At 35.0% G+C, this 20,882-nt stretch carries 22 protein-coding genes; 12 read left to right on the forward strand and 10 right to left on the reverse strand.

Going from position 1 to position 20,882, the window contains the following annotated elements:
- Positions 1–68: 68 nt before the first annotated feature.
- A complete protein-coding gene (locus tag IPZ78_RS09465; protein WP_225553035.1) occupies positions 69–1,976 on the forward strand; it encodes a RagB/SusD family nutrient uptake outer membrane protein in 1,908 nt (635 codons plus the stop codon).
- A gap of 52 nt (positions 1,977–2,028) precedes the next feature.
- Here IPZ78_RS09465 and IPZ78_RS09470 read toward each other — a convergent pair whose 3' ends face one another.
- Complete coding sequence (locus IPZ78_RS09470; RefSeq protein ID WP_225553038.1) at positions 2,029–2,217, reverse strand: CsbD family protein; 189 nt, start codon at positions 2,215–2,217, stop codon at positions 2,029–2,031.
- Positions 2,218–2,394: 177 nt separating this feature from the next.
- Here IPZ78_RS09470 and kduI point away from each other — a divergent pair, with 177 nt between their 5' ends.
- From kduI to IPZ78_RS09485, 3 genes are read left to right on the forward strand one after another with little or no spacing between them, the layout of a single operon-like run.
- Entirely contained in the window at positions 2,395–3,234 is an 840-nt protein-coding gene (gene kduI / locus IPZ78_RS09475; protein WP_225553040.1) for a 5-dehydro-4-deoxy-D-glucuronate isomerase, read from the forward strand.
- Between the two features lies 1 nt (position 3,235).
- Positions 3,236–4,357 carry a DUF4861 family protein gene (locus IPZ78_RS09480; RefSeq protein WP_225553041.1) on the forward strand — a complete coding sequence of 374 codons (1,122 nt, stop codon included), beginning with the start codon at positions 3,236–3,238 and terminating at the stop codon, positions 4,355–4,357.
- Position 4,358: 1 nt separating this feature from the next.
- On the forward strand, positions 4,359–5,129 hold the full coding sequence (locus IPZ78_RS09485; RefSeq protein WP_262903857.1) for an SDR family oxidoreductase: 771 nt from the start codon (positions 4,359–4,361) through the stop codon (positions 5,127–5,129).
- A gap of 36 nt (positions 5,130–5,165) precedes the next feature.
- Here IPZ78_RS09485 and nadD read toward each other — a convergent pair whose 3' ends face one another.
- The 3 genes from nadD to IPZ78_RS09500 are packed head-to-tail and all read right to left on the reverse strand — an operon-like array spanning position 5,166 to position 7,197.
- Positions 5,166–5,747, reverse strand: a complete 582-nt coding sequence (gene nadD / locus IPZ78_RS09490; RefSeq protein ID WP_225553043.1) for a nicotinate (nicotinamide) nucleotide adenylyltransferase — start codon at positions 5,745–5,747, stop codon at positions 5,166–5,168.
- Complete coding sequence (gene gmk, locus IPZ78_RS09495; protein ID WP_225553045.1) at positions 5,747–6,316, reverse strand: guanylate kinase; 570 nt, start codon at positions 6,314–6,316, stop codon at positions 5,747–5,749. The genes nadD and gmk overlap by 1 nt, the downstream gene beginning before the upstream one ends.
- 5 nt (positions 6,317–6,321) lie before the next feature.
- On the reverse strand, positions 6,322–7,197 hold the full coding sequence (locus tag IPZ78_RS09500; protein ID WP_225553047.1) for a YicC/YloC family endoribonuclease: 876 nt from the start codon (positions 7,195–7,197) through the stop codon (positions 6,322–6,324).
- Between the two features lie 102 nt (positions 7,198–7,299).
- On the opposite strand from IPZ78_RS09500, the gene IPZ78_RS09505 reads away from it, so the two are divergent.
- Positions 7,300–7,776, forward strand: a complete 477-nt coding sequence (locus tag IPZ78_RS09505; RefSeq protein ID WP_225553049.1) for a hypothetical protein — start codon at positions 7,300–7,302, stop codon at positions 7,774–7,776.
- Here the strand turns inward: IPZ78_RS09505 and IPZ78_RS09510 are convergent, their stop codons facing one another.
- The 3 genes from IPZ78_RS09510 to dnaN are packed head-to-tail and all read right to left on the reverse strand — an operon-like array spanning position 7,777 to position 10,233.
- Positions 7,777–8,409, reverse strand: coding sequence for a DedA family protein (locus IPZ78_RS09510; protein ID WP_225553051.1), 633 nt, complete (start codon positions 8,407–8,409; stop codon positions 7,777–7,779). It lies immediately after the preceding gene.
- Between the two features lie 26 nt (positions 8,410–8,435).
- The gene (locus tag IPZ78_RS09515) at positions 8,436–9,095 is read right to left on the reverse strand and encodes a DedA family protein (protein WP_225553053.1); all 660 of its coding nucleotides are present in this window, start codon (positions 9,093–9,095) and stop codon (positions 8,436–8,438) included.
- A gap of 13 nt (positions 9,096–9,108) precedes the next feature.
- Positions 9,109–10,233, reverse strand: coding sequence for a DNA polymerase III subunit beta (gene dnaN, locus IPZ78_RS09520; RefSeq protein WP_225553055.1), 1,125 nt, complete (start codon positions 10,231–10,233; stop codon positions 9,109–9,111).
- Positions 10,234–10,356: 123 nt separating this feature from the next.
- Between dnaN and IPZ78_RS09525 the strand changes: the two genes are divergently transcribed.
- The 6 genes from IPZ78_RS09525 (at position 10,357) to IPZ78_RS09550 (ending at position 15,424) form a co-directional block, all read left to right on the forward strand.
- Entirely contained in the window at positions 10,357–11,502 is a 1,146-nt protein-coding gene (locus IPZ78_RS09525; RefSeq protein ID WP_225553057.1) for a DNA polymerase III subunit, read from the forward strand.
- Positions 11,503–11,512: 10 nt separating this feature from the next.
- Complete coding sequence (locus IPZ78_RS09530) at positions 11,513–12,901, forward strand: PSP1 domain-containing protein (protein WP_225553059.1); 1,389 nt, start codon at positions 11,513–11,515, stop codon at positions 12,899–12,901.
- Positions 12,902–12,924: 23 nt separating this feature from the next.
- Complete coding sequence (locus IPZ78_RS09535; RefSeq protein WP_225553061.1) at positions 12,925–13,383, forward strand: gliding motility lipoprotein GldH; 459 nt, start codon at positions 12,925–12,927, stop codon at positions 13,381–13,383.
- Positions 13,380–14,420, forward strand: coding sequence for a tetraacyldisaccharide 4'-kinase (gene lpxK / locus IPZ78_RS09540; protein ID WP_225553063.1), 1,041 nt, complete (start codon positions 13,380–13,382; stop codon positions 14,418–14,420). Before IPZ78_RS09535 ends, lpxK begins: the two co-directional genes overlap by 4 nt.
- A 58-nt stretch (positions 14,421–14,478) precedes the next feature.
- Entirely contained in the window at positions 14,479–14,865 is a 387-nt protein-coding gene (locus IPZ78_RS09545) for a hypothetical protein (protein ID WP_225553065.1), read from the forward strand.
- 172 nt (positions 14,866–15,037) lie between these two features.
- On the forward strand, positions 15,038–15,424 hold the full coding sequence (locus IPZ78_RS09550; RefSeq protein WP_225553068.1) for a hypothetical protein: 387 nt from the start codon (positions 15,038–15,040) through the stop codon (positions 15,422–15,424).
- Between the two features lie 102 nt (positions 15,425–15,526).
- On the opposite strand, the gene dnaA is transcribed toward IPZ78_RS09550, so the two are convergent.
- Together dnaA and dxs are read right to left on the reverse strand one after the other, a co-directional pair.
- Positions 15,527–16,954, reverse strand: coding sequence for a chromosomal replication initiator protein DnaA (gene dnaA, locus IPZ78_RS09555; protein ID WP_225553070.1), 1,428 nt, complete (start codon positions 16,952–16,954; stop codon positions 15,527–15,529).
- A gap of 368 nt (positions 16,955–17,322) precedes the next feature.
- Complete coding sequence (gene dxs, locus IPZ78_RS09560; protein WP_225553071.1) at positions 17,323–19,251, reverse strand: 1-deoxy-D-xylulose-5-phosphate synthase; 1,929 nt, start codon at positions 19,249–19,251, stop codon at positions 17,323–17,325.
- 148 nt (positions 19,252–19,399) lie between these two features.
- Between dxs and IPZ78_RS09565 the strand changes: the two genes are divergently transcribed.
- The gene (locus IPZ78_RS09565; RefSeq protein WP_225553073.1) at positions 19,400–20,173 is read left to right on the forward strand and encodes a segregation and condensation protein A; all 774 of its coding nucleotides are present in this window, start codon (positions 19,400–19,402) and stop codon (positions 20,171–20,173) included.
- Here the strand turns inward: IPZ78_RS09565 and IPZ78_RS09570 are convergent.
- On the reverse strand, positions 20,170–20,874 hold the full coding sequence (locus tag IPZ78_RS09570; protein WP_225553074.1) for an enoyl-CoA hydratase/isomerase family protein: 705 nt from the start codon (positions 20,872–20,874) through the stop codon (positions 20,170–20,172). The two genes, IPZ78_RS09565 and IPZ78_RS09570, sit on opposite strands and share 4 nt — an antisense overlap.
- Positions 20,875–20,882: the final 8 nt, after the last annotated feature.

Genomic DNA, 20,882 nt, shown 5'->3' on the forward strand with positions numbered 1-20,882 from the left:
TATTTAACCGATAAATTTTATTAAAGATGAAAAACACAAATTTAAGCGAAATATTTAGAAGGTTAAAAATGATTAAAAAGCAATCATCTATTACCTCTAAATCGACAAAATATACAAAGAAGCTGTTTATTATGACAGCTACAGCGTTAGCACTTCAATCGTGTAATACAGATTTTTTGAATGTCACTCCTCCTAATCAGCTCTCAGCTGATGTGGTTTGGAACGATGCACTAACAGCCCAAGCATACATAAATGATATTTACAATGGATTTGAGCAAGGTGGTTTTAACGAACAAATGTTAGCTTCTGTTTCCGATGAAGCAATGTTCACACATCCAGGTCGTGGAATAGACATTGTCAATAGTGGATCCTCAAACCCTACAACACTTGGTTGGGTACATGGAACATGGGCATGGGGAAGAATGTATATTTATATTAGGTACTGTAATGTCGCTATGCAGCAATTAAATGGCGCAGATAACAAAATTACAAATCAAGATATGAAAGAAAAAATGCTTGGTCAGGTACATTTCTTGAGAGCATATTATTATCAGCAACTACTTCGTTACTATGGTGGAGTGCCTTTAGTTGATAAAGTATATACTATCGATGACGATATGGATATAGCCAGAAATACATACGAAGAATGTGTCAATTTTATTATAAAAGATTGTGATGAGGCATATAAATATTTGAATGGTAAAAGCATGGATAAAGGCAGAGCAACTGCATTAGCTTCACTAGCCATTAAATCTCGTGTATTGCTATATGCCGCTAGTGATCAACATGATGGGGCAAAATTAAAAGGTAAAGTATCTAGCATATCACACGATATGTTGCCGATATTAGCTTATACATCAGGTAATCAACAAGAACGCTATAAAGCTGCTCAATCTGCTGCGAAGGCAGTAATGGATGCGTCGTCAGGTTACAAGTTGAATTTAACAGCTCCAGTAAGTGCAACAGAAGGACAGAATAATTATAAAAGTATAGCAATGGGAGGAGGAAGCAAGGCTCCCAATATAGATCCTGCAGCTGCTTCAGAATTAATTTACGCAAAGTATTTCATTGCTGATGCCAACTATACTCACGGTCTTCATAACGGACCTAATGGTTACAAAAATTGGGCTGGAAATACACCTATCGGACTTTTGGTAGATGATTATCAAATGATAGACGGGACTACATTTAGCTGGAATAATGTTTCGCACAAAGCCGAACCATATAAAAATAGAGATCCTCGTTTTTATGCAACTATCTTATACGATGGGGCTGGATGGAAACCAAGAGAAAAGATTTCAGGAAATATTGATCCCGCTAATCAAATCCAAACAGGAACATATGATATTTTGGAGGGAGGTACTGTGAAAACAATACCAGGAATTGATACAAGAAGTGGTAGTATAGAAAGCTGGAATGGTAGCTGGACAGGCTATTATTATCATAAATTTATCGACCCAGATCCGAATATTGTTGACGCGAATAATTTCCAACTCGTTCCTTGGCCCTTCTTTAGGTATACAGAAGCGGTATTAAATTACGTAGAGGCTAGTATTGAATTAGGAGAAACAACTGTGGCAAGAGATTGGTTGAATAAAATCAGATTCAGAGCGGGCATGCCAGCTATCACTACTACTGATCAGAATCAATTAAGAGAAATCTATAGACACGAACGTAGGATAGAAATGGCGTATGAAGAACAACGCTATCATGATGTTAGAAGATGGTTAATCGCTGCTGAGACCGTAGGAAGGAAAGTAACTTACATCAAAGTAAGCGGAAAATTCAAACCTGGTAAAACTATGTCGGCCCCTTATCGCCATGATAATACCGTGTATGATTATACCTATACACCTGTTGTTGACAATTCTCAAGAGAATAGATCGTGGAATAACAACTTATATTTCAGACCATTCCACAGGGATGAATTAAACAAAAACAGTTTATTAAAACAAAACCCTGGATATACACAATAAATAGAAAACTCCCTCCAAAATTGGAGGGAGTTTTCTATTTATTGTGTAAATATTATCCTAGTCCTTTCAACCAATCCACGACTTCTTCACGGGCTTTTCCTAGTTTTTGTTGAAGACGACCTAACAATTCCTCATCTTGTCCTTCTTCATATTTCAAATCATCATCCGTCCAATCAGCATACTCTTGCTTGATTTTACCTTTCATTTCATTCCATTTTCCTTTTAAATCTAACTTATCCATAGTTATGTGTTTTAGTGTTTTCTAAATCATGTACTACTTAAGAACAACCCAATAGAAGTCTTGTTTGTCACATAGTTGTTACGAAATCGTTGCAGATTGAGGAATTCCAAAAGCAATTGGGTTTCTTCATAGGAAAGGTCTATTTTTAATAACACGAATTTCAAAATAAAAACACCTATGACTTACGAATCTAGATACGCAATCGGACCAAAGGAATATAAATCACTAGACACAAAAGGACTTAGAGAGACCTTTCTTATTGAAAAACTTTTTGTCGAAGACACGATTCATTTTGTATATACACATTATGATAGATATATGGCTGGCGGTGCATTCCCTATACATCAAAAAATCAAATTGGAAACAATTGAACCTCTATTAAAAGAACCTTTTTTCTTATCTCGCAGAGAATTGGGAATTATCAATATCGGTGGTTCCGGAAAAGTAGAGGTAGACGGCGAGGTATATGATCTTAACAACAAAGAGGCTTTATACATTGGAAAAGGTGCTAAAGAAGTATATTTTAGCAGTAATGATTCGCAATCTCCTGCAAAATTCTATTTAAACTCTACGCCTGCACATCACAGTTACCCGACTAAAAAAGTTACAAAAGCGGATGCAAATAAATTAGAACTAGGTGCACTTGAAACGGCTAATCATCGTACCATCAATCAAATGTTGTTGCACACCGTGATCCAAACATGTCAATTGCAAATGGGAATGACGGAATTAAAAACGGGCTCTGTGTGGAATACCATGCCTTCTCACACACATGATCGTCGTATGGAAGTGTATTTCTATTTTGAAGTACCAGAAGGTCAGGCTGTCTCTCATTTTATGGGACCAATGGACGAGACTCGTCATATTTGGATGAACAATGAGCAAGCAGTTATTTCTCCTCCTTGGTCGATTCATTCTGGAGCTGGCACTAGCAATTATTCATTCATTTGGGGTATGGCTGGAGAAAACATGGATTATGATGACATGGACAAATCAGCAATCACAGATTTAAGATAACATGAAAAACTTCATCTGCTATATGACATTGACAGGTCTTTTTATAAGCCCTGCTTTTGCGCAAAGGTCTATTTCAATTGTTAACCCATCTGACGAAAATCGACTAGAGTTAATCAGTATTCCTTTTAAAAAATTCAGCAAGCTTTTTGCAGTGGATACGGTATTCACGATTAAAGAAAAATCATCTGGTCAAGTCTATTTACATCAAGTAGAGAAGTTAGGACAGAATACACCTCAGAATATTCTAATTCAAGTACCCATTTCTTCAAATGGAAAGCTCGATTTAATCGTTGCTAAAGAGAAGGCTCCTTCATTTCCGCACAAAACATACGCTAGATATGTACCCGAACGTAAAGATGATTACGCCTGGGAAAATGATGTGGTAGCCTTTCGTATGTATGGTAAAGCGCTGGAAGGCACATCAGAAGATGCGCAAGGAATGGATTATTGGGCAAAACGAACAGAAAATTTAGTCATAAATAGCTGGTACAAAGGAAACGATTACCACAAAGATAATGGCGAAGGCCTTGATTATTATGCAGTAGGCCAAACTTTAGGCGCTGGAGATATGGCTTTATATAACAACAATAAGATACAGTTTACCAAACACTACAGAAAACATGAAGTTTTGGATAATGGGCCACTACGAACAACTTTCAAATTAACCTTCGATCCTCAAATTATTGAAGGACAAGAAGTTTCGTTTACAAAGACTATAAGTATAGACGCAGGGCAGAATTTCAATAAAATCGTTGTTGATTTCAAAAATGCACACGGTAAAAAAACGCCTATAGTAGTTGGTTTGGCTAAACGCGACGAAAGCAATCCAGAAGTAGAGTTTGACAAAGAAGAAAAAACTTTAGCTTATTGGGAACCAAATATTAAAGATTTTGGTCATACAGGCACAGCAATTATTCTTACGAATCAAAAAGCAACATACATAGATACTGACCCCAAACAATTCTTGGTAAAAACAGAAATAAGCAACAATAAACCTTTTGTTTATTACAACGGTGGCGCTTGGAATAAGGCAGGGAAAATTACTTCTTTTGAAGATTGGGAAAATGCAGTAGAAGATTATGCTGAACAAATACGTAAACCATTAAAAGTAAAACTTAAATAATATGTCTATCATAAATGCTTTTGACCTAAGTGGAAAATTAGCTATCGTAACTGGTTGTAAACGAGGAATAGGAAAAGCTTTAGCAGAGGCCCTTGCTGAGGCTGGAGCAGATATCATTGGTGTTTCTGCTACCTTAGAATTAGAAGGATCTGCTGTTCAGAAATCTATTGAATCTATTGGGCGAAAATTCTATGCTTATCAATGTGACTTTTCAAAACGAGATTCACTATATAGCTTCATCGAACAGGTCAAGAAAAATCATCCTGTAATTGATATTCTATTTAATAATGCTGGAAATATTTTACGTAAGCCAGCTGCAGAACACCCAGACGAATATTGGGATGAAATAATTGAAATCAATCAAAATGCTCAATTTATTCTGACGCGTGAGATAGGAAAAGATATGATTTCACGTGGAAGTGGTAAAATTGTCTTTACCGCATCCCTGTTAACTTTTCAAGGCGGAATCAATGTACCAGGCTATGCTGCCTCTAAAGGTGCCATTGGTTCATTGACCAAGGCTTTTGCTAATGAATGGGCATCTAAAGGTGTGAACGTAAATGCAATTGCTCCTGGATATATTGCGACAGATAATACAGAAGCACTACGAGATGATCCTGATCGCTCTGCTTCGATTCTTGGACGAATTCCAGCGGCTCGTTGGGGCCAACCAGAAGATTTCAAAGGTCCTGCCGTATTCTTAGCTTCTAAAGCTTCTGATTATGTGCATGGAACAATCTTAACGGTAGACGGCGGTTGGATGGGTCGATAAAACAAAAATGACTTAGCGCTGCTAAGTCATTTTTGTTTATAAATACAATCCCTTTTTATCGATAAATTCTACGACCTTATCTGGTGTGAAGAATTTTATATTTTTATTTTCTTTGATTGCTTGACGCAAAAATGTGGACGACAATTCCATTACTGGTGTATCCGTCATAGTAACTGAAGGGTGATTTTTCAATTCACCTCCATCATACCCTGGCCTCGGATATACAATGATTTTGTAATCGCGAAGAACAATATCAACATTTTTCCATTTCTGGAGTCCAGCTAGATTATCTTCACCCATTATCAGGACAAAATCTTTCTTTGGATATTTTTCTTGCAAATAAACAAGTGTGTCTATCGTATAGGAAGGTTGTGGCAAGTTGAACTCTATATCGCTTGCCCGCAACTTTTCTGATCCTTCAATAGCCAAATTGACCATTTCCAATCTGTCGTACATATTACCGAGAGATTTCTTCTCTTTAAAAGGATTTTGTGGCGAAACGACAAACCAGACTTCGTCCAATTCCGTAAAATTAGCCATATAATTGGCAATGATTAAATGCCCTACGTGTATAGGATTAAACGAGCCAAAAAATAAACCAATTTTCTTATTTGCCATTATTTAGAAAGGAAATCTAACACCAATTTCTCCGCTTCAACTTTCGCTGTTTCTAAGTCAAAGTTATTTAAGATAACATCAAACTTCTCTGCAAAACTCAATTCGTGTTCTGCCTTTGCATAGCGCTCTTGCAACTTCTCTTCTGAATCTGTTCCTCTACCTGCCAAACGCTCCTTCAACACTTCTAATGATGGCGGATTAACAAAAATAGCTAACGCTTGATCTGGAAATTTAGAACGTAAACGTAAACCACCAACCACATCGATGTCAAAAATTACATGTTTGTCCAAAGCCCAAATACGCTCTACTTCCGAACGCAAAGTACCATAGTATGTCCCAGAATACACTTCCTCGAACTCTATAAACTCTTGTTTTGCTACTTTATGTAAGAATTCCTCTTGTGAAATGAAATAATAATCCTTTCCGTCTACTTCTTCACCACGCGGAGCTCTCGTACTAGCAGAAATAGAAAATTCAAATTTATCACTGTACTTGCTTAGTAAATGTCTTACAATTGTTGTTTTACCAGCCCCCGATGGTGCCGAAAAGATAATTAGCTTTCCGCTCATGTTTTCTATAGTACGTTTAGTAGTTGTTCTTTAATTTTTTCTAATTCTTCTTTCATACGAACCACAATTTGTTGTATCTCCGCATTGTTAGCTTTAGATCCTAATGTATTAATCTCACGTCCCATCTCTTGTGAGATGAAACCCAGTTTCTTTCCGTTAGAATCTTCGGAATTCAAAGCTTTTATAAAATAATTACAGTGACTTCTTAATCTTACCTTCTCTTCCGTAATATCTAATTTGTCGATGTAGAACACAATTTCTTGTTCGAATCTATTTTTATCAATATTTTCTTTCCCAACAGCATCCTCCATATATTGGCTAAGACGCTCCCGTATCAAAGGAATACGATCACCTTCTACAGCCTCTACCTCTGTCAAATATGTCAAGATAAAGCCTACTCTTTTTTCTAAATCCTCCTTCAAATTATTACCTTCATCTGCACGAAAAGTATTAAATTTTTCTACAGCAGAATAGAAAGCATTCATCAACACTTTTCCCTCCTCATCATCTACCTCGTCATCGTTGTTCGAAATAACTTCAGGCATGTTCAATGCTAAACTAAAAAGCGTCGACGAATTTTCGCCTACTTCTGTAGCGATGTCCTTCAGTTGCTTATAGTATTTTTTTAGTAATTCAGCATTGATAGATGAAGCCTTTGCTGTCTGGTCTGTATATTCAGATGAAATCATGACATTGACTTTGCCGCGTTCGATAAGTTTGCTACACTCTCCACGAAGCGTCAATTCTTTGTCCGATACGACTTTGGGAAGACGTATACTTAGTTCCAAAAATTTAGAATTAAGTGATTTTATTTCGACAGTGTATTTGACTTTCGCGTTCTCTTGAGAGCCTACACCATAGCCTGTCATTGATTTTATCATATGCAAAGGTAGGAATTATCAGAGTAAAAGGAAATTTTAGATTTTTTAGAAAAGTTTGTGATATCGATTGAATATCTTTATTTTAAATTAAAAAAATTAAATATGATAAAAACTATACTAACTACTTTTTTATTCTGCTGCTTTATTACAGTTACGTTTTCACAAGGTCAAAAATTCGGTTTTATAGAAGGAGGTGGCTCTGGCGTTTTGGTAAATGCTAATTTTGATATGCGACTTAAGAAAGAATCTAGAGACGGAATAGGATTCAAACTCGGTTTAGGAAATACTTTCTATTTGGAAGACGGAAAAGCGACAACCATTCCAATCGGCATAAATTATTTAATAGGCAAAAATAAAAGCGGGCTTCTATTAGGGCTAAACAATACCTTTTCTATATTTGGTAAGGGTACAAAAAAATTTGAAACGAAATCCGTAGTACCGTCACTAGAACTTGGTTATAGATTTAGACCTCTTGAAAAAGGATTTGCCTTTCAAGTAACTTATAACCCCCTATTTAATACTGTAGATGGGACTATGCCTATATTTTTTGGAATAGGCTTGGGGTATGCTTGGAAATAATTATTTCCGCCTCAAAAACTCTACAAGAGGAGGCAATAAAGAAATTCCAATTATGGCTAATATTACGATAGAAAAATTATTTTTAATAAAATCAATTTGACCGAAGAAATAACCAGCAAACAGAAATAAAGTAACCCAGAGTGTTCCTCCGCTGATGTTGTATTTTCCAAAGTGACTATATTGCATATTGCTTATACCCGCAACAAAAGGAGCGAAGGTCCGAACAATAGGAACAAAACGAGCATATATAATAGTCTTACTACCGTACTTAGCGTAGAAATCTTGAGTCTTAGCTAAATAAGCGGGCTTAAATATTTTTGAATTTTCTTTAAAAACACGAGTACCAAAATGCTTACCTACCTCATAATTTAAAAAATCACCTAATATTGCTGCTGCTATTAAAAGCAATAACATTAGAAATATATTTAAATCCGCTTCTGGGTTCGCTATTAAAGCGCCCATAGCAAATAGCACCGAATCACCAGGAAGAAAGGGAGTTACAACTAATCCTGTTTCCGCAAAAATAATGAGAAACAAAATCAAATAAGTCCAGTATTGATAATCGTTAACTATACTGACCAAATGCTTATCAATATGAAGCACAAAATCAATTAATGATGTTATGAATTCCATATGGTATTAAACAAAAAAAGGAAGCTTTAAGCTTCCTTTTTATTAAAAAATTTCTCTTTTACGACTTCGTAAACTATCGGAAGTACGGATAATACAATGATTATTAAGACTACTTGTGAAAAATTATCTCGTATGAATGGAATATTACCGAGAAAATACCCCGCTAGTGTAAGCCCCACGACCCATAGAATTGCACCTACTACATTGTACGTGATAAATGTACCATAATTCATACGACCAATCCCTCCTACAAAAGGAGCTAGAGTACGTACTATAGGTACGAAACGAGCAATTACAATTGTTTTACTACCGTATTTCTCATAAAAAGAATGTGTCTTTTCAATTTGTGCATCCGTTACCATTTGCTTACCAAATAACTTAAACTTGGTAATTCGCATACCAAAGTTCTTTCCAATCGAATAATTCAACGAGTCACCCGCAATAGCAGCAACGAGCAATAATGCTATTAATAACCATACATTCAACTCATTTGGTTGAGCCGCCAACATTCCTGCAGCAAACAACAAAGAGTCACCTGGTAAAAACGGCATAACGACTACCCCAGTTTCCACAAAAATTATAAGAAACAAAATAAGGTATGTCCAATATTTATAATCATTCACAATCTGAATCAAATGATCATCAATGTGAAGAACAAAATCTATTAAAGAATATATTAAATCCAAAATGCGCTATAAATTAGTTGTAGTTATTTAACATTACTGGCATCACCAACATCAAAATCTCTTCGTTGTCAGCTTTCACGGCTGGCACCAAAAGACCAGCACGATTAGGACTGCTCATTTCCAACACCACTTCTTCGCAACTTAAGTTGTTTAACATTTCAACTAAGAATTTCGCATTAAAACCGATTTCCATGTCATCACCCTCAAATTGACAACTCAATCTCTCGTGAGCTTCATTTGAAAAGTCTAAATCTTCAGCAGATATATGCAATTCTGAACCGTTAATTTTCAAACGAACTTGGTGTGTGGTTTTGTTTGCAAAAATTACTACACGACGCAAAATATTCAAAAATAATGAACGATCTACAGTCAATTTATTTGGGTTAACTTGAGGAATTACCGCCTCGTAGTCGGGGTAACGCTCATCAACTAGACGACAAATCAAGTTGATACTTCCAAATTGGAAAAAAGCATTTGTATTATTGTATTCAATAGACACAGTTGTATCATCCGATGGTAAAGACGACTTTAATAAAGTCAAAGCCTTTTTAGGAAGGATGATAGATGTTGCCTTTTCAGCACCTACATCTGTACGACGGTATCTTACTAAACGATGTGCATCTGTCGCTACAAACGTAATGTTTTGTTCATTTAGCTGAACCAAAACGCCTGACATAGCTGGACGCAATTCATCATTACTCACCGCAAAAATAGTTTTGTTGATTGCCTCTCCCAAGATCGATGCAGCTAATTTTACCGTTGAAACGTTATCTACTACAGGAATTTTAGGAAAATCATCCGCGTTCTCACCGCTCAATTTGTATTTACCATCACCAGCGCTGATTTCTATAGCCAATGTTTTAGTGTCTACAGAAAATGCTACGGGCTGATCTGGAAGTGTTTTTAACGTATCAATCAATATTTTTGAGGGCATTGCTACACGACCTTCTTCTTTAGCTTCTATTGGCAAAGAAGTAACCATACTTGTTTGTAAATCTGTTGCTGATATTGTCAGCATATTGTCTTTGATCTCAAACAAAAAGTTTTCCAAAATAGGAAGAACAGTGCTACTACTTGAAGCGCCACTTATGGCTTGAAGTTGTTTTAATAAGACTGAAGTGGATACAATAAATCTCATACTTTTGCGATATTTTACTTATATGCAATATTACGCAATTTTAATCTAAAAACGCAATCTCGCAAACCTACTGCGCTATTATTTATACAACATTAATTTTAGTACATTTGTGTTTAAATATTTATGCAATTTAAGGATATAACAGGGCACCAAGAGGTCAAGAATCATCTACTCAATTCGGTTAAAACAAACCGTGTTAGTCATGCACAATTGTTTTTAGGTCCTGAAGGTTCTGGCTCACTTGCTCTTGCAGTAGCGTATGCACAGTATGTCAATTGTGAAAACAAGAAAGATAACGACAGCTGTGGCGAATGTAGTTCTTGTCATAAATACGAACGCTTGATTCATCCTGATCTTCATTTCTCCTATCCTTTTTATCCATCCAAAGAAACGGCTGTAGCAATTGACGTTTTACAAGAATGGAGAACTGCTCTACAAAAAAATCCATATTTAGGATTAAACTACTGGCGCGATCAATTGGATGCGGGAAATAAACAAGCAAACATTCCGATTAAAGAGGTACATGACATTATCAAAAAACTGAGTCTGAAAGCTTTTGAAGCTGAATATAAAGTATTGATAATGTGGCTGCCAGAGTATTTGGATAAAGAGGGAAATGCATTACTAAAACTTATTGAAGAGCCTCCGGCTAAAACGCTATTTCTTCTAGTAGCTGAGAATCAGGAGCGCATTCTAAATACCATCATCTCGCGTACCCAATTAGTCAAAATCAACAAAATTGGTCATGACGATATGAAAAACTACCTCGTTGACAAACATCAAATTGAAAATTCTACGGCTAATGAGATTGCTTTCATAGCGGATGGAAATATTCAAGAAGCACTCAATCTACTGGCATATCAAGAGCACAACAGTAGTTTTACAACATTTGTAGAATGGATGCGCTATATCGTAACCGATAGAGGATCTGAAATAATGAAAATTTCTGATGAAAATCTTTCTAAGTTAGGACGCGAAAATCAAAAAAGTTTCTTACTTTATGCCATTAATATGATTCGACAAATCATGTTAATTCAACAAGGTTTACGTAGTTTAGTTTTTTTAAAAGAAGAGGAACTAAATTTTGTCGAAAAATTCAGTGAATTATATCAGTTTGAGCAATTAACCGAGGCTATTAATTTGTTAGAGAAAACGCATTATGGCATCGAAAGAAATGGTAATCCTAAAATATTATTTTTAGATTTATCTTTGCAATTAGTTTTATTGTTCAAATATCAAACGTTCCCTAAAGGGACTCAATATATATAGAAAGAAAAATATGGGATGTGGCAGTTGCTCATCCGGTGGTGGGTGTGGTACAAGTAGCAAATTAGGCACAGTACCTGCAGGCTGTAATAACAACGGTACCTGCATGACCAGCGGATGTAATAAATTAGATGTGTATGACTGGCTTTCCGATATGGATTTGCCATCAAATTATAAACCGTTCAATGTTGTAGAAGTACGTTTCAAAGGATCTCGCAAAGATTTCTTTGTTAATACGGACAATCTTTACCTTGAAATGGGTGAAATGGTCGCTGTAGAGCCTTCTACTGGAGGCTATGACATTGGACACGTATCGTTGACAGGGGAGTTAGTTCGTCTTCAGCTGAAGAAAAACAATGTGAATCCTGAAACTGTAGAAAAGAAAATCTACCGAAAAGCGAATGAAGCTGATGTTGCAAAATTTAATGCTGCCAAAGAATTAGAATGGGAGACGATGCACAAGGCTCGAAAATTAGCCTTAGACCTAGGTCTTTCAATGAAAATTTCTGATGTAGATTATCAGGGCGATAAGACAAAAGCCACTTTTTATTACACAGCAGAAGGTCGTGTTGATTTTCGAGAGTTAATCAAAAAAATGGCAGAATCGTTCCGTATTCGTATCGAAATGCGTCAAATTGGTATGCGCCAGGAAGCCAGCCGTCTAGGTGGTATTGGTTCTTGTGGTCGTGAGTTATGTTGTTCAACATGGTTGACGGATTTCAAAACAGTATCTACTTCTGCAGCTCGTTATCAAAACCTTTCGTTAAATACACTAAAATTGGCCGGCCAATGTGGTAAGCTGAAGTGCTGTTTAAATTACGAACTAGACAGCTATATGGATGCTTTGAAAGATATTCCAAATGATGTAGATCGTATCGAAACTCGCAGTGGGGTAGCCTATCTTCAAAAAACGGATATATTCAAGAAGACGATGTGGTTCTCATTCCCTGGTGCAGAAAGCTGGATTCCTTTACCGATTAGTAAAGTTAAAGAGCTTGCTGAACTGAACAAAAAAGGTGAGAAACCTGAATCTCTAGGTCAACCAACAGAAAAAGTAGAGGTTGCGAAGCCCGTAATATTAGATTATGAAAATGTTGTAGGTCAGGATAGCTTAACACGATTGGATGAAAAAAATAAAAAGCGCAAAAAGAAAAAACCTAAGGCTAAACAAGTAAATACAGCGAATAAAACTGAATCGGAAAGAATTCCGTCAAACCAAACGGAAAGGGTTCAAAAACCTCAAAATCAACCTTTGACCATCCAAAAAGGATTAGAAGGTGAAAATAATGGTGGTGACAACACTCCAAAAGAGAACGATCAGAAGAAAAAGCGTAGGTTCAATAATAATAACCGCAATAGAAATAAACCAAACGCTAATAAACAACAAAATGGTGGTGAATAATTTCACCACCCATATTTTTCAATATGAATAGGTTCTTAGCATTTATATTCCTTCTCTTCTCCCTAGGATCGTGTATGGATAACTCTTCATTTGAAGAAAACAAGGTTATCGCTAATCGATCTTGGGATTACGCTCAGATCCCTACATTCTCGGTAAAGATAAAAGACAATAAAGCCAAATACGATGTCCTTATAAGTGTGAGACATACGAATCAATATGATTTCTCTAATTTATTTATTCTACTACACGAAAAAGGAAAAGGTTTATTAGACACAGCTTATCGCAAAGAAATTAAATTAGCAGAACTAGATGGAAAATGGACAGGTAAATCATCCGGTTCATTATATGAAACACAATATCTAGCTAAAGAAAATTTTACTTTTCCAGATACAGGAACCTATACTTTTTCCATTGAACAAAATATGCGTGTGAATCCCTTAACAGAAATTTCTGATGTGGGCATCAAATTGCTAAAAAAATGATAACAATTCTGCGATGGATCCTTTTTCCTATTACTGTGGTATACCACAGCATCATATGGCTAAGAAATTTATTGTACGATAAAGGAATTTTCAAAAGTCAATCTTTTAAAATCCCAACTATAGTTATCGGGAACCTTGCCATTGGAGGAACTGGAAAAAGCCCAATGACAGAATATCTTATTAAGTTGTTACAAGATAAATATTCTATAGCTACCCTTAGTAGGGGATATGGTCGTAAAACTAAAGGATACAGACTTGTAAATGTAAATTCAAAAGCACTTGAGGTAGGAGACGAGCCTCTCCAATTCAAAAATAAATTTCCAAACATTACTGTTGCTGTAGACGAGGATCGCTGTGAAGGTATTAAACAGCTTCAAAATAATCATGATATTATCATTCTAGATGATGCATTTCAACATAGAAAATTGAGGCCAGGATACGCAATATTATTATTTGACTTTAACTCTCTTTTCAAACCTATCCTCACTTTGCCGACAGGTGATTTTAGAGATATTTTTTCATCTACAAAGCGAGCAGATCTTATTATTATTACTAAGTGTCCTGAAAATATCAATGATAAAGAAAAACACCATATAGAACACATCATCCGTAAATATAATATTGCCCCAATATTTTATACAAAAATCGGTTATGAAAATCCTAAAAGTCTGAGTGGATCTATCGAGGAGAATAAATTAGAAAACAAGGAAATTCTCCTATTCTGTGGAATAGCCAACCCCACTCCTCTGGTAGAGTATTTAGAAAAGTATAATAACACTGTTCATTTATTAAAATTTCCAGATCACCACAATTTCTCACAAGATGATTTTGAAAAAATAAAGAACAAATTCAATAGCATTGATAATACAAACAAACTCATTCTTACTACAGAAAAAGATACTCAACGTATTCCTGCAGATGTTTTTATTTCTTATCCTGTATATTATATGCCTATTCATTTGCAATCTGCAGACAATCAACAGGTAACTTTTGATCATTTTATTGAAAATTACCTTTCTTCTCACCAAGGCCATTAAACTTTATTTAAATAAATAAGTCTAAATGCTATTATAAACTTAATATCATTTAAAACTTATGAAAAGTCTAATTTCAATTTTAGCATTAGTACTAAGCTTGGGGCTTGCTAATGCACAACAAGGTGGCAATAGACCACAAAGAACTCCAGAAGAAATGGCAAAAATGCAGATGGAACGTTTAACTAAAGAATTAAACTTGTCTCAGACGCAACAAGACTCAATTCAAAAATATATTCTATCTACTTCCAAAGAGCAGCAAAAAATCTTTAGAGAAGCAGGAGATAACCGCGAAGCAGCAATGAAAAGTATGCAAGCTTTGCGTGAAAAACAGAGCTTAAAAGTAAAGACTTTTTTAAATGAAGAGCAAAGTAAAAAATATGACGAATTAGCAAAACAAAGAGGTTTCGGTGCAGGCGGACAAAGAGGTCAACGTCCAACCAACTAATTTTTGTAGTTCATATATGTTAAGGGGGCTTATTTCAATAGAAATAAGCCCTTTTTTGTTAAAACTTGTTAAATTGTAACAAACTAGATACAAAAATACAATAAATCATAACATTTGACTGTTATAGTAGTGTATTAAATAAATAGAGTATTACACACAAATTTTAAATGCTATGAAAAAATTAATTTTAACAGGTCTGAGCTTTTTATTCGCAATTACATTAACTTTTGCACAAGACATTAATCCAGAAACCAAAGCAAAACAAAAAGTAGATGAATTAACGCAGGTCTTGACACTCAACGAAGATCAACAATCAGCAATATTAACAGTTGTTTTAGAGAAAATTACTGCAACACAAGCAATTCAAGCTGATACATCATTAGCTCCTGAAGTAGCCAAACAACAAATAGAAGTTGCCAAAGTTACAGCTCTTCAAAAAATATCTGAGCAACTAAACGATGATCAAAAAATAGCTTTTGCTAAATACCTAGAAGAAAAACATGCTAAAAAAGAAGAAGAGCAAGGTGAGCAAAAGGAAGAAGAAAATAACAACAATTAGAAGTTCCTGTATATTTTATATGCAAACCAAAAACTAATAATTTCATTAATTACCAAAAAAGGCGGAATAATTTCCGCCTTTTTCTTGTTACTAGATATCTTTCTAAGAAGTCTTCAATTTCTTTTGAATGTCTTGAACATAAGTTTTGAACTTTTTGTCCGTTTCAATCAAATCTTCAACAGTCTGACAAGCATAAATAACTGTCGAGTGATCTCTTCCTCCGAAGAAATTACCGATAGACTTTAAAGATGATTTCGTATGGTTTTTAGCTAGGTACATCGAAATTTGACGAGCCTGTACAATTTCACGCTTACGTACTTTCGATTTAACCATTTCTACTGGAACTTCGAAATACTCACAAACCAATTTCTGGATGTACTCCATCGAGATTTCCTTATGTGTATTCTTCACAAAGTTCTTCAGCATAGACTTTGCTAAATTCAAGTCTATTTCTTTTTTGTTTAGTGTAGATTGAGCCAACAAAGAAACCATAGCTCCCTCCAATTCACGCACGCTATTATCAATCTGTGTAGCTACATATTCTACCACCGTTTCTGGCAACTCAATACCATCAGAATACATTTTCTTTTTCAAAATCGCCATTCTCGTCTCCAAATCTGGAATTTGGATATCAGCAGATAATCCCCATTTGAAACGACTTAATAATCGCTCTTCTAATCCAGACAAATCCTTAGGAGCTTTGTCAGAGGTTAAGATAATCTGTTTTCCCGACTGATGTAAATGGTTGAAGATATGGAAAAAAATATCTTGTGTCTTCTCTTTACCCGCGAAATTATGTACATCATCCATGATGATAACATCCATTGCTTGATAGAAGTTTACAAAATCATTGATTGTATTGTTTTTCAATGAATCTACAAACTGTTGACAGAATTTTTCACAAGAAACATAAATCACCAACTTGTCTGGTAAATTTTTCTTGATTTCATTTCCAATAGCTTGCGCCAAGTGTGTCTTACCTAAACCTACATCACCATATAGCATTAATGGGTTAAAAGATGTTCCTCCAGGCTTATTTGCAACAGCATAACCAGCAGAACGTGCTAATCTATTACACTCACCCTCTACAAAATTCTCAAACGTATAATTTTGATTCAATTGTGGGTCTACTTGCAATTTTTTAAGCCCTGGAATGACAAAAGGGTTCTTTATGTTTTTATTTAATGCTACAGGGACAGGTATAGATTGTCTTTTACCTTCGGCACCATTACCATTGGATGGAAGGTTAGTCGTATAAGGCGTATTTGCAGACGATTTCTCTACTACAATATTATACTCTAATCTTCCTTGTTCACCTAAGAATTTCTTTACCGTCTTACGTAAGATACCTACGTAATGCTCTTCCAACCACTCGTAAAAGAATAAACTAGGAACTTGAATAGTCAAAACGTTTTCCTCCAAACGAACCGCATTCACCGGTTCGAACCATGTCTTATAACTTTGCGCAGGAATGTTGTCTTTAATCACTTGAAGACAATTATTCCAAACACTTGTATACGTTTTTTCCATTCTTAAATTGTTAATAACTTGATAACCAATTATTGATAAAAAAATTGTTTATAACTTTCCCTTTCAACGAAGATGACAAAAATTTCCGACCTAAAAAAGCGAAAGATCAAAAAAAATACAATTCACTAATAGTCAATAATTTAGGTTAAAAAAAACACTTCTAGGTCGATGTTTTATTGTCAATTGAAATTTTTCCACATGTCCAAAACATCGATAAAAAACATCATTATTCAAAACAATTTTTACGGTTTAATAATTAGTTTGTGGAAAACTTTCTACAACTAAATTAAATAAAATTTTTGATAAAAATAAAAGAAAAAGAGCCATAAAATTTATGGCTCTTTAAATATTTTTTTGTACTTCTTGTTCTAACCTACTTGAAACTGTGTCGGTTGGGTTTTGCTCAATTTTTTGCATTCGTTGACAATAGCTTCAGCATCATAATTACACAACCGCCAAAGTTCCTTTTGTTCTCCATGCTCTACGATTTCATCAGGAATTCCTAATCTGATAACCTGTGCTTGATAATTATGATTAGACATAAATTCTAATATAGCTGATCCAAATCCTCCAGGTAATACACCATCTTCAACTGTTATTACCTTATTGAACTTTTGGAAAACTTCATGCAACAACTCTTCGTCTAATGGTTTAACAAAACGAATATCATAATGTGAAGGGTATATCCCCTCAGCATTTAAATCTATTATAGCTTTTGCAGCTTCATTTCCTACATGTCCAAATGTAAGAATAGCCACTTCTTCTCCATCTATAAGTTTTCTTCCCTTTCCAATTGGTAATGCTTTGAATGGTCTTTTCCAATCTGGCATCACACCATTTCCACGAGGATAACGAATAACAAAAGGACCAATATTGTCCAATTGAGCTGTATACATCATATTACGAAGTTCTTCTTCATTCATCGGTGCCCCAATTATCAAATTTGGAACACAGCGCATAAATGAAATATCATAAGCACCATGATGTGTCGGGCCATCAGCCCCCACGAGCCCTGCTCGATCTAAACAAAATACAACATTAAGCTTTTGTAATGCTACGTCATGAATAACCTGATCATAAGCACGCTGCATAAAAGAAGAATAGATGTTACAAAAAGGTACCAATCCTTGAGTCGCTAAGCCAGCACTAAATGTTACTGCGTGCTGCTCTGCAATACCGACATCAAAAGCTCTGTTAGGCATTGCATTCATCATAATATTCATGGATGATCCGCTTGGCATAGCTGGTGTTATACCCATGATTTTATCATTTGCTTCAGCTAATTCAACCAATGTATGTCCAAAAACATCTTGGTACTTTAGTGGCTGAGGCTTATCGTGAGTAGTTTTCTTTATTTCACCTGTTATCTTATCAAACAAGCCCGGTGCATGCCATTTCGTCTGATCCTTTTCTGCAAGAGAATAACCTTTTCCTTTTACTGTCACTACATGTAAAAGTTTAGGTCCATTTATATTTTTTAAATCTTCTATTGTTTTCGCCAATTTAGTCACATCATGACCATCTACTGGACCGAAGTACCTAAAGTTCAACGATTCGAAAAGGTTAGCATTTTTTAGGAGTGTACCTTTGATACTTTGCTCTATTTTCTTGGCCCACCCATAGGCATCTGGACCATTTTTAGAAATCTTTGCTAAGATTGAGATTAATTCATCTCTAAATTTATTGTAGCTTTTAGATGTAGTAATACTAGTCAGATATTCCTTCAATGCGCCTACATTCGGATCGATAGACATGCAGTTATCATTCAGAATAACTAATAAATTAGATTTCTCAATACCCGCGTGATTCAAGGCCTCAAAAGCCATACCTCCTGTTAATGCGCCATCTCCAATAATAGCGACGTGTTGTCGGTCTGTTTCCCCTTTGTAAGCAGAAGCAACCGCCATACCCAACGCTGCAGAGATGGAAGTCGAAGAGTGACCTACACCAAAAGCATCATATTCGCTTTCTTCACGCTTAGGAAAACCTGAAATACCGCCCAATATTCTATTTGTATGGAATTGTTCTCGACGACCTGTAAGTATTTTGTGTCCATAAGCCTGGTGACCCACATCAAACACAATTTGATCATATGGCGTATTCAACGCATAATGAAGAGCTACTGTCAACTCTACAACGCCTAAACTCGCGGCAAAATGACCTCCATTGACAGAAACTATATCAATAATAAATTGTCTAAGCTCTTTACAAACCTCTTCCAAATCCGAATCTTTAAGCTTTCTCAAATCCGATGGATATAGAATGTTCTTCAAAAGTGCCCCTGCTTCTATTTGCATACCTTAAATTAGTTTCAAAACAAGTTACAAAGTAACAAATTTATTCTTTTAACCGATGTATATATATACAAAAAACTGTTACCAAAGTTTTACTATTCAAGTTTAAAAATAAATATTAATTCGTAAATGCGTATTTTTGATTCAATATATGGAAGCAACAAATTACGAAATAAAGCTCGATCAATTCGAGGGACCTTTTGACTTATTATTGTTTTTTATCGAACGTGATGAGCTTAATATCCATGATATCCCTATCTCCAAGATTACGGATGATTTCTTGGATTATATTCAAAAGATGCATTCCCTAAATATTGAATTAGCTTCCGAATTTATTTTCGTAGCATCCACTTTGATGCGTATTAAGGCTAAAATGTTGCTTCCTCGACCAGATTTAGACGAAAATGAAAACGAAGTCGATCTAAAAGAACAATTTGTTCAAAAACTTATCCTCTACAAACAATTCAAAGATATTTGTGAAGATTTTAAAATTTTAGAAGCCGAAAGGGAAAAATTACATCACCGTGCTAATGTTACTTTCGATTTAAAAAACACCAAACGTCAAATCACTGAAGAAGAATTATCTTCTTTTGATTTATACAAATTGATGATGGTCTACGAGAAAATGATGTATCATTTTACACATCGTGTCGTTCCTGTAACACATACTGTTGTAAAATTTCCATATTCCATCGAAAAACAAAAGGATGCTATTACCGCACTTTTAGATCTGAATAAAAAACTAGATTTTCAGATGATCCTAAAAAACTCCGAAAATAGAGTACAATTTGTCTTTAATTTCTTAGCAATTTTAGAAATGCTGCAACAAAAATTGTTAGAAATCGAAGTTGGATTAGGTTATAATAATTTTGAAGTAGGAACAAAAGATCCAAATAGTCTAGAGCCTACAATAGAAGAAGATTAGTTATTTTCTTTCAGCTTTTCTAGCATATTTTTCAAATATTGATATCTATTTTGATCCGGAATAGACGGTAAATATCGGAGGGATTCTATACCGCTTTTTATAGCCTTTGTTGATTTATTATCGTATGAATTTATTAGCTGATTCAAATCATTTTCATCAATAAAGCCATCTACTATTCCATTTTCTTCCGCTTTTATTGCATCAAAATAATTCGTCTCCAAGCACAGTTGTAATGCTTTTTTTTCTGGCATTACTTTCAATAAACTAGCCATCACTTGAAAAGGAAACAAACCAATTTCTAATTCTGGTAATTTGAATTGTACATTTTGATTACAAAAAACATAAGTACAACCTAAAATAATAAGAAAACCTCCAGCGATTACATTGCCTTCAACTAATGCTATGGAAGGCTTTAATAATTGGTCAAAAACCTCACCCAAAGAAATATTCTCATTTTGAATAGCAGGATTTTTAACGTCTAATTCAGGATTTTCAAAAGTTTTGAGATCCATTCCTGCACAAAAAATAGGTCCTTCAGCTTTGATAATGACTAGCTTTATTTTATCATCATCATTAGCTTCCTCAAACGCATGATGAATCTCATTCACCATTGTTGGAGTGAAAGCATTTCTTTTCTCTGGTCGTGCCAAAGTCAGAATAAATTGATGTTCTATTTTCTCTACCTTAATGAATTTGTACATAGCTAATA

Origin of the sequence: Sphingobacterium bovistauri, from assembly GCF_020295405.1 — a bacterium.
Taxonomy (GTDB): domain Bacteria; phylum Bacteroidota; class Bacteroidia; order Sphingobacteriales; family Sphingobacteriaceae; genus Sphingobacterium; species Sphingobacterium bovistauri.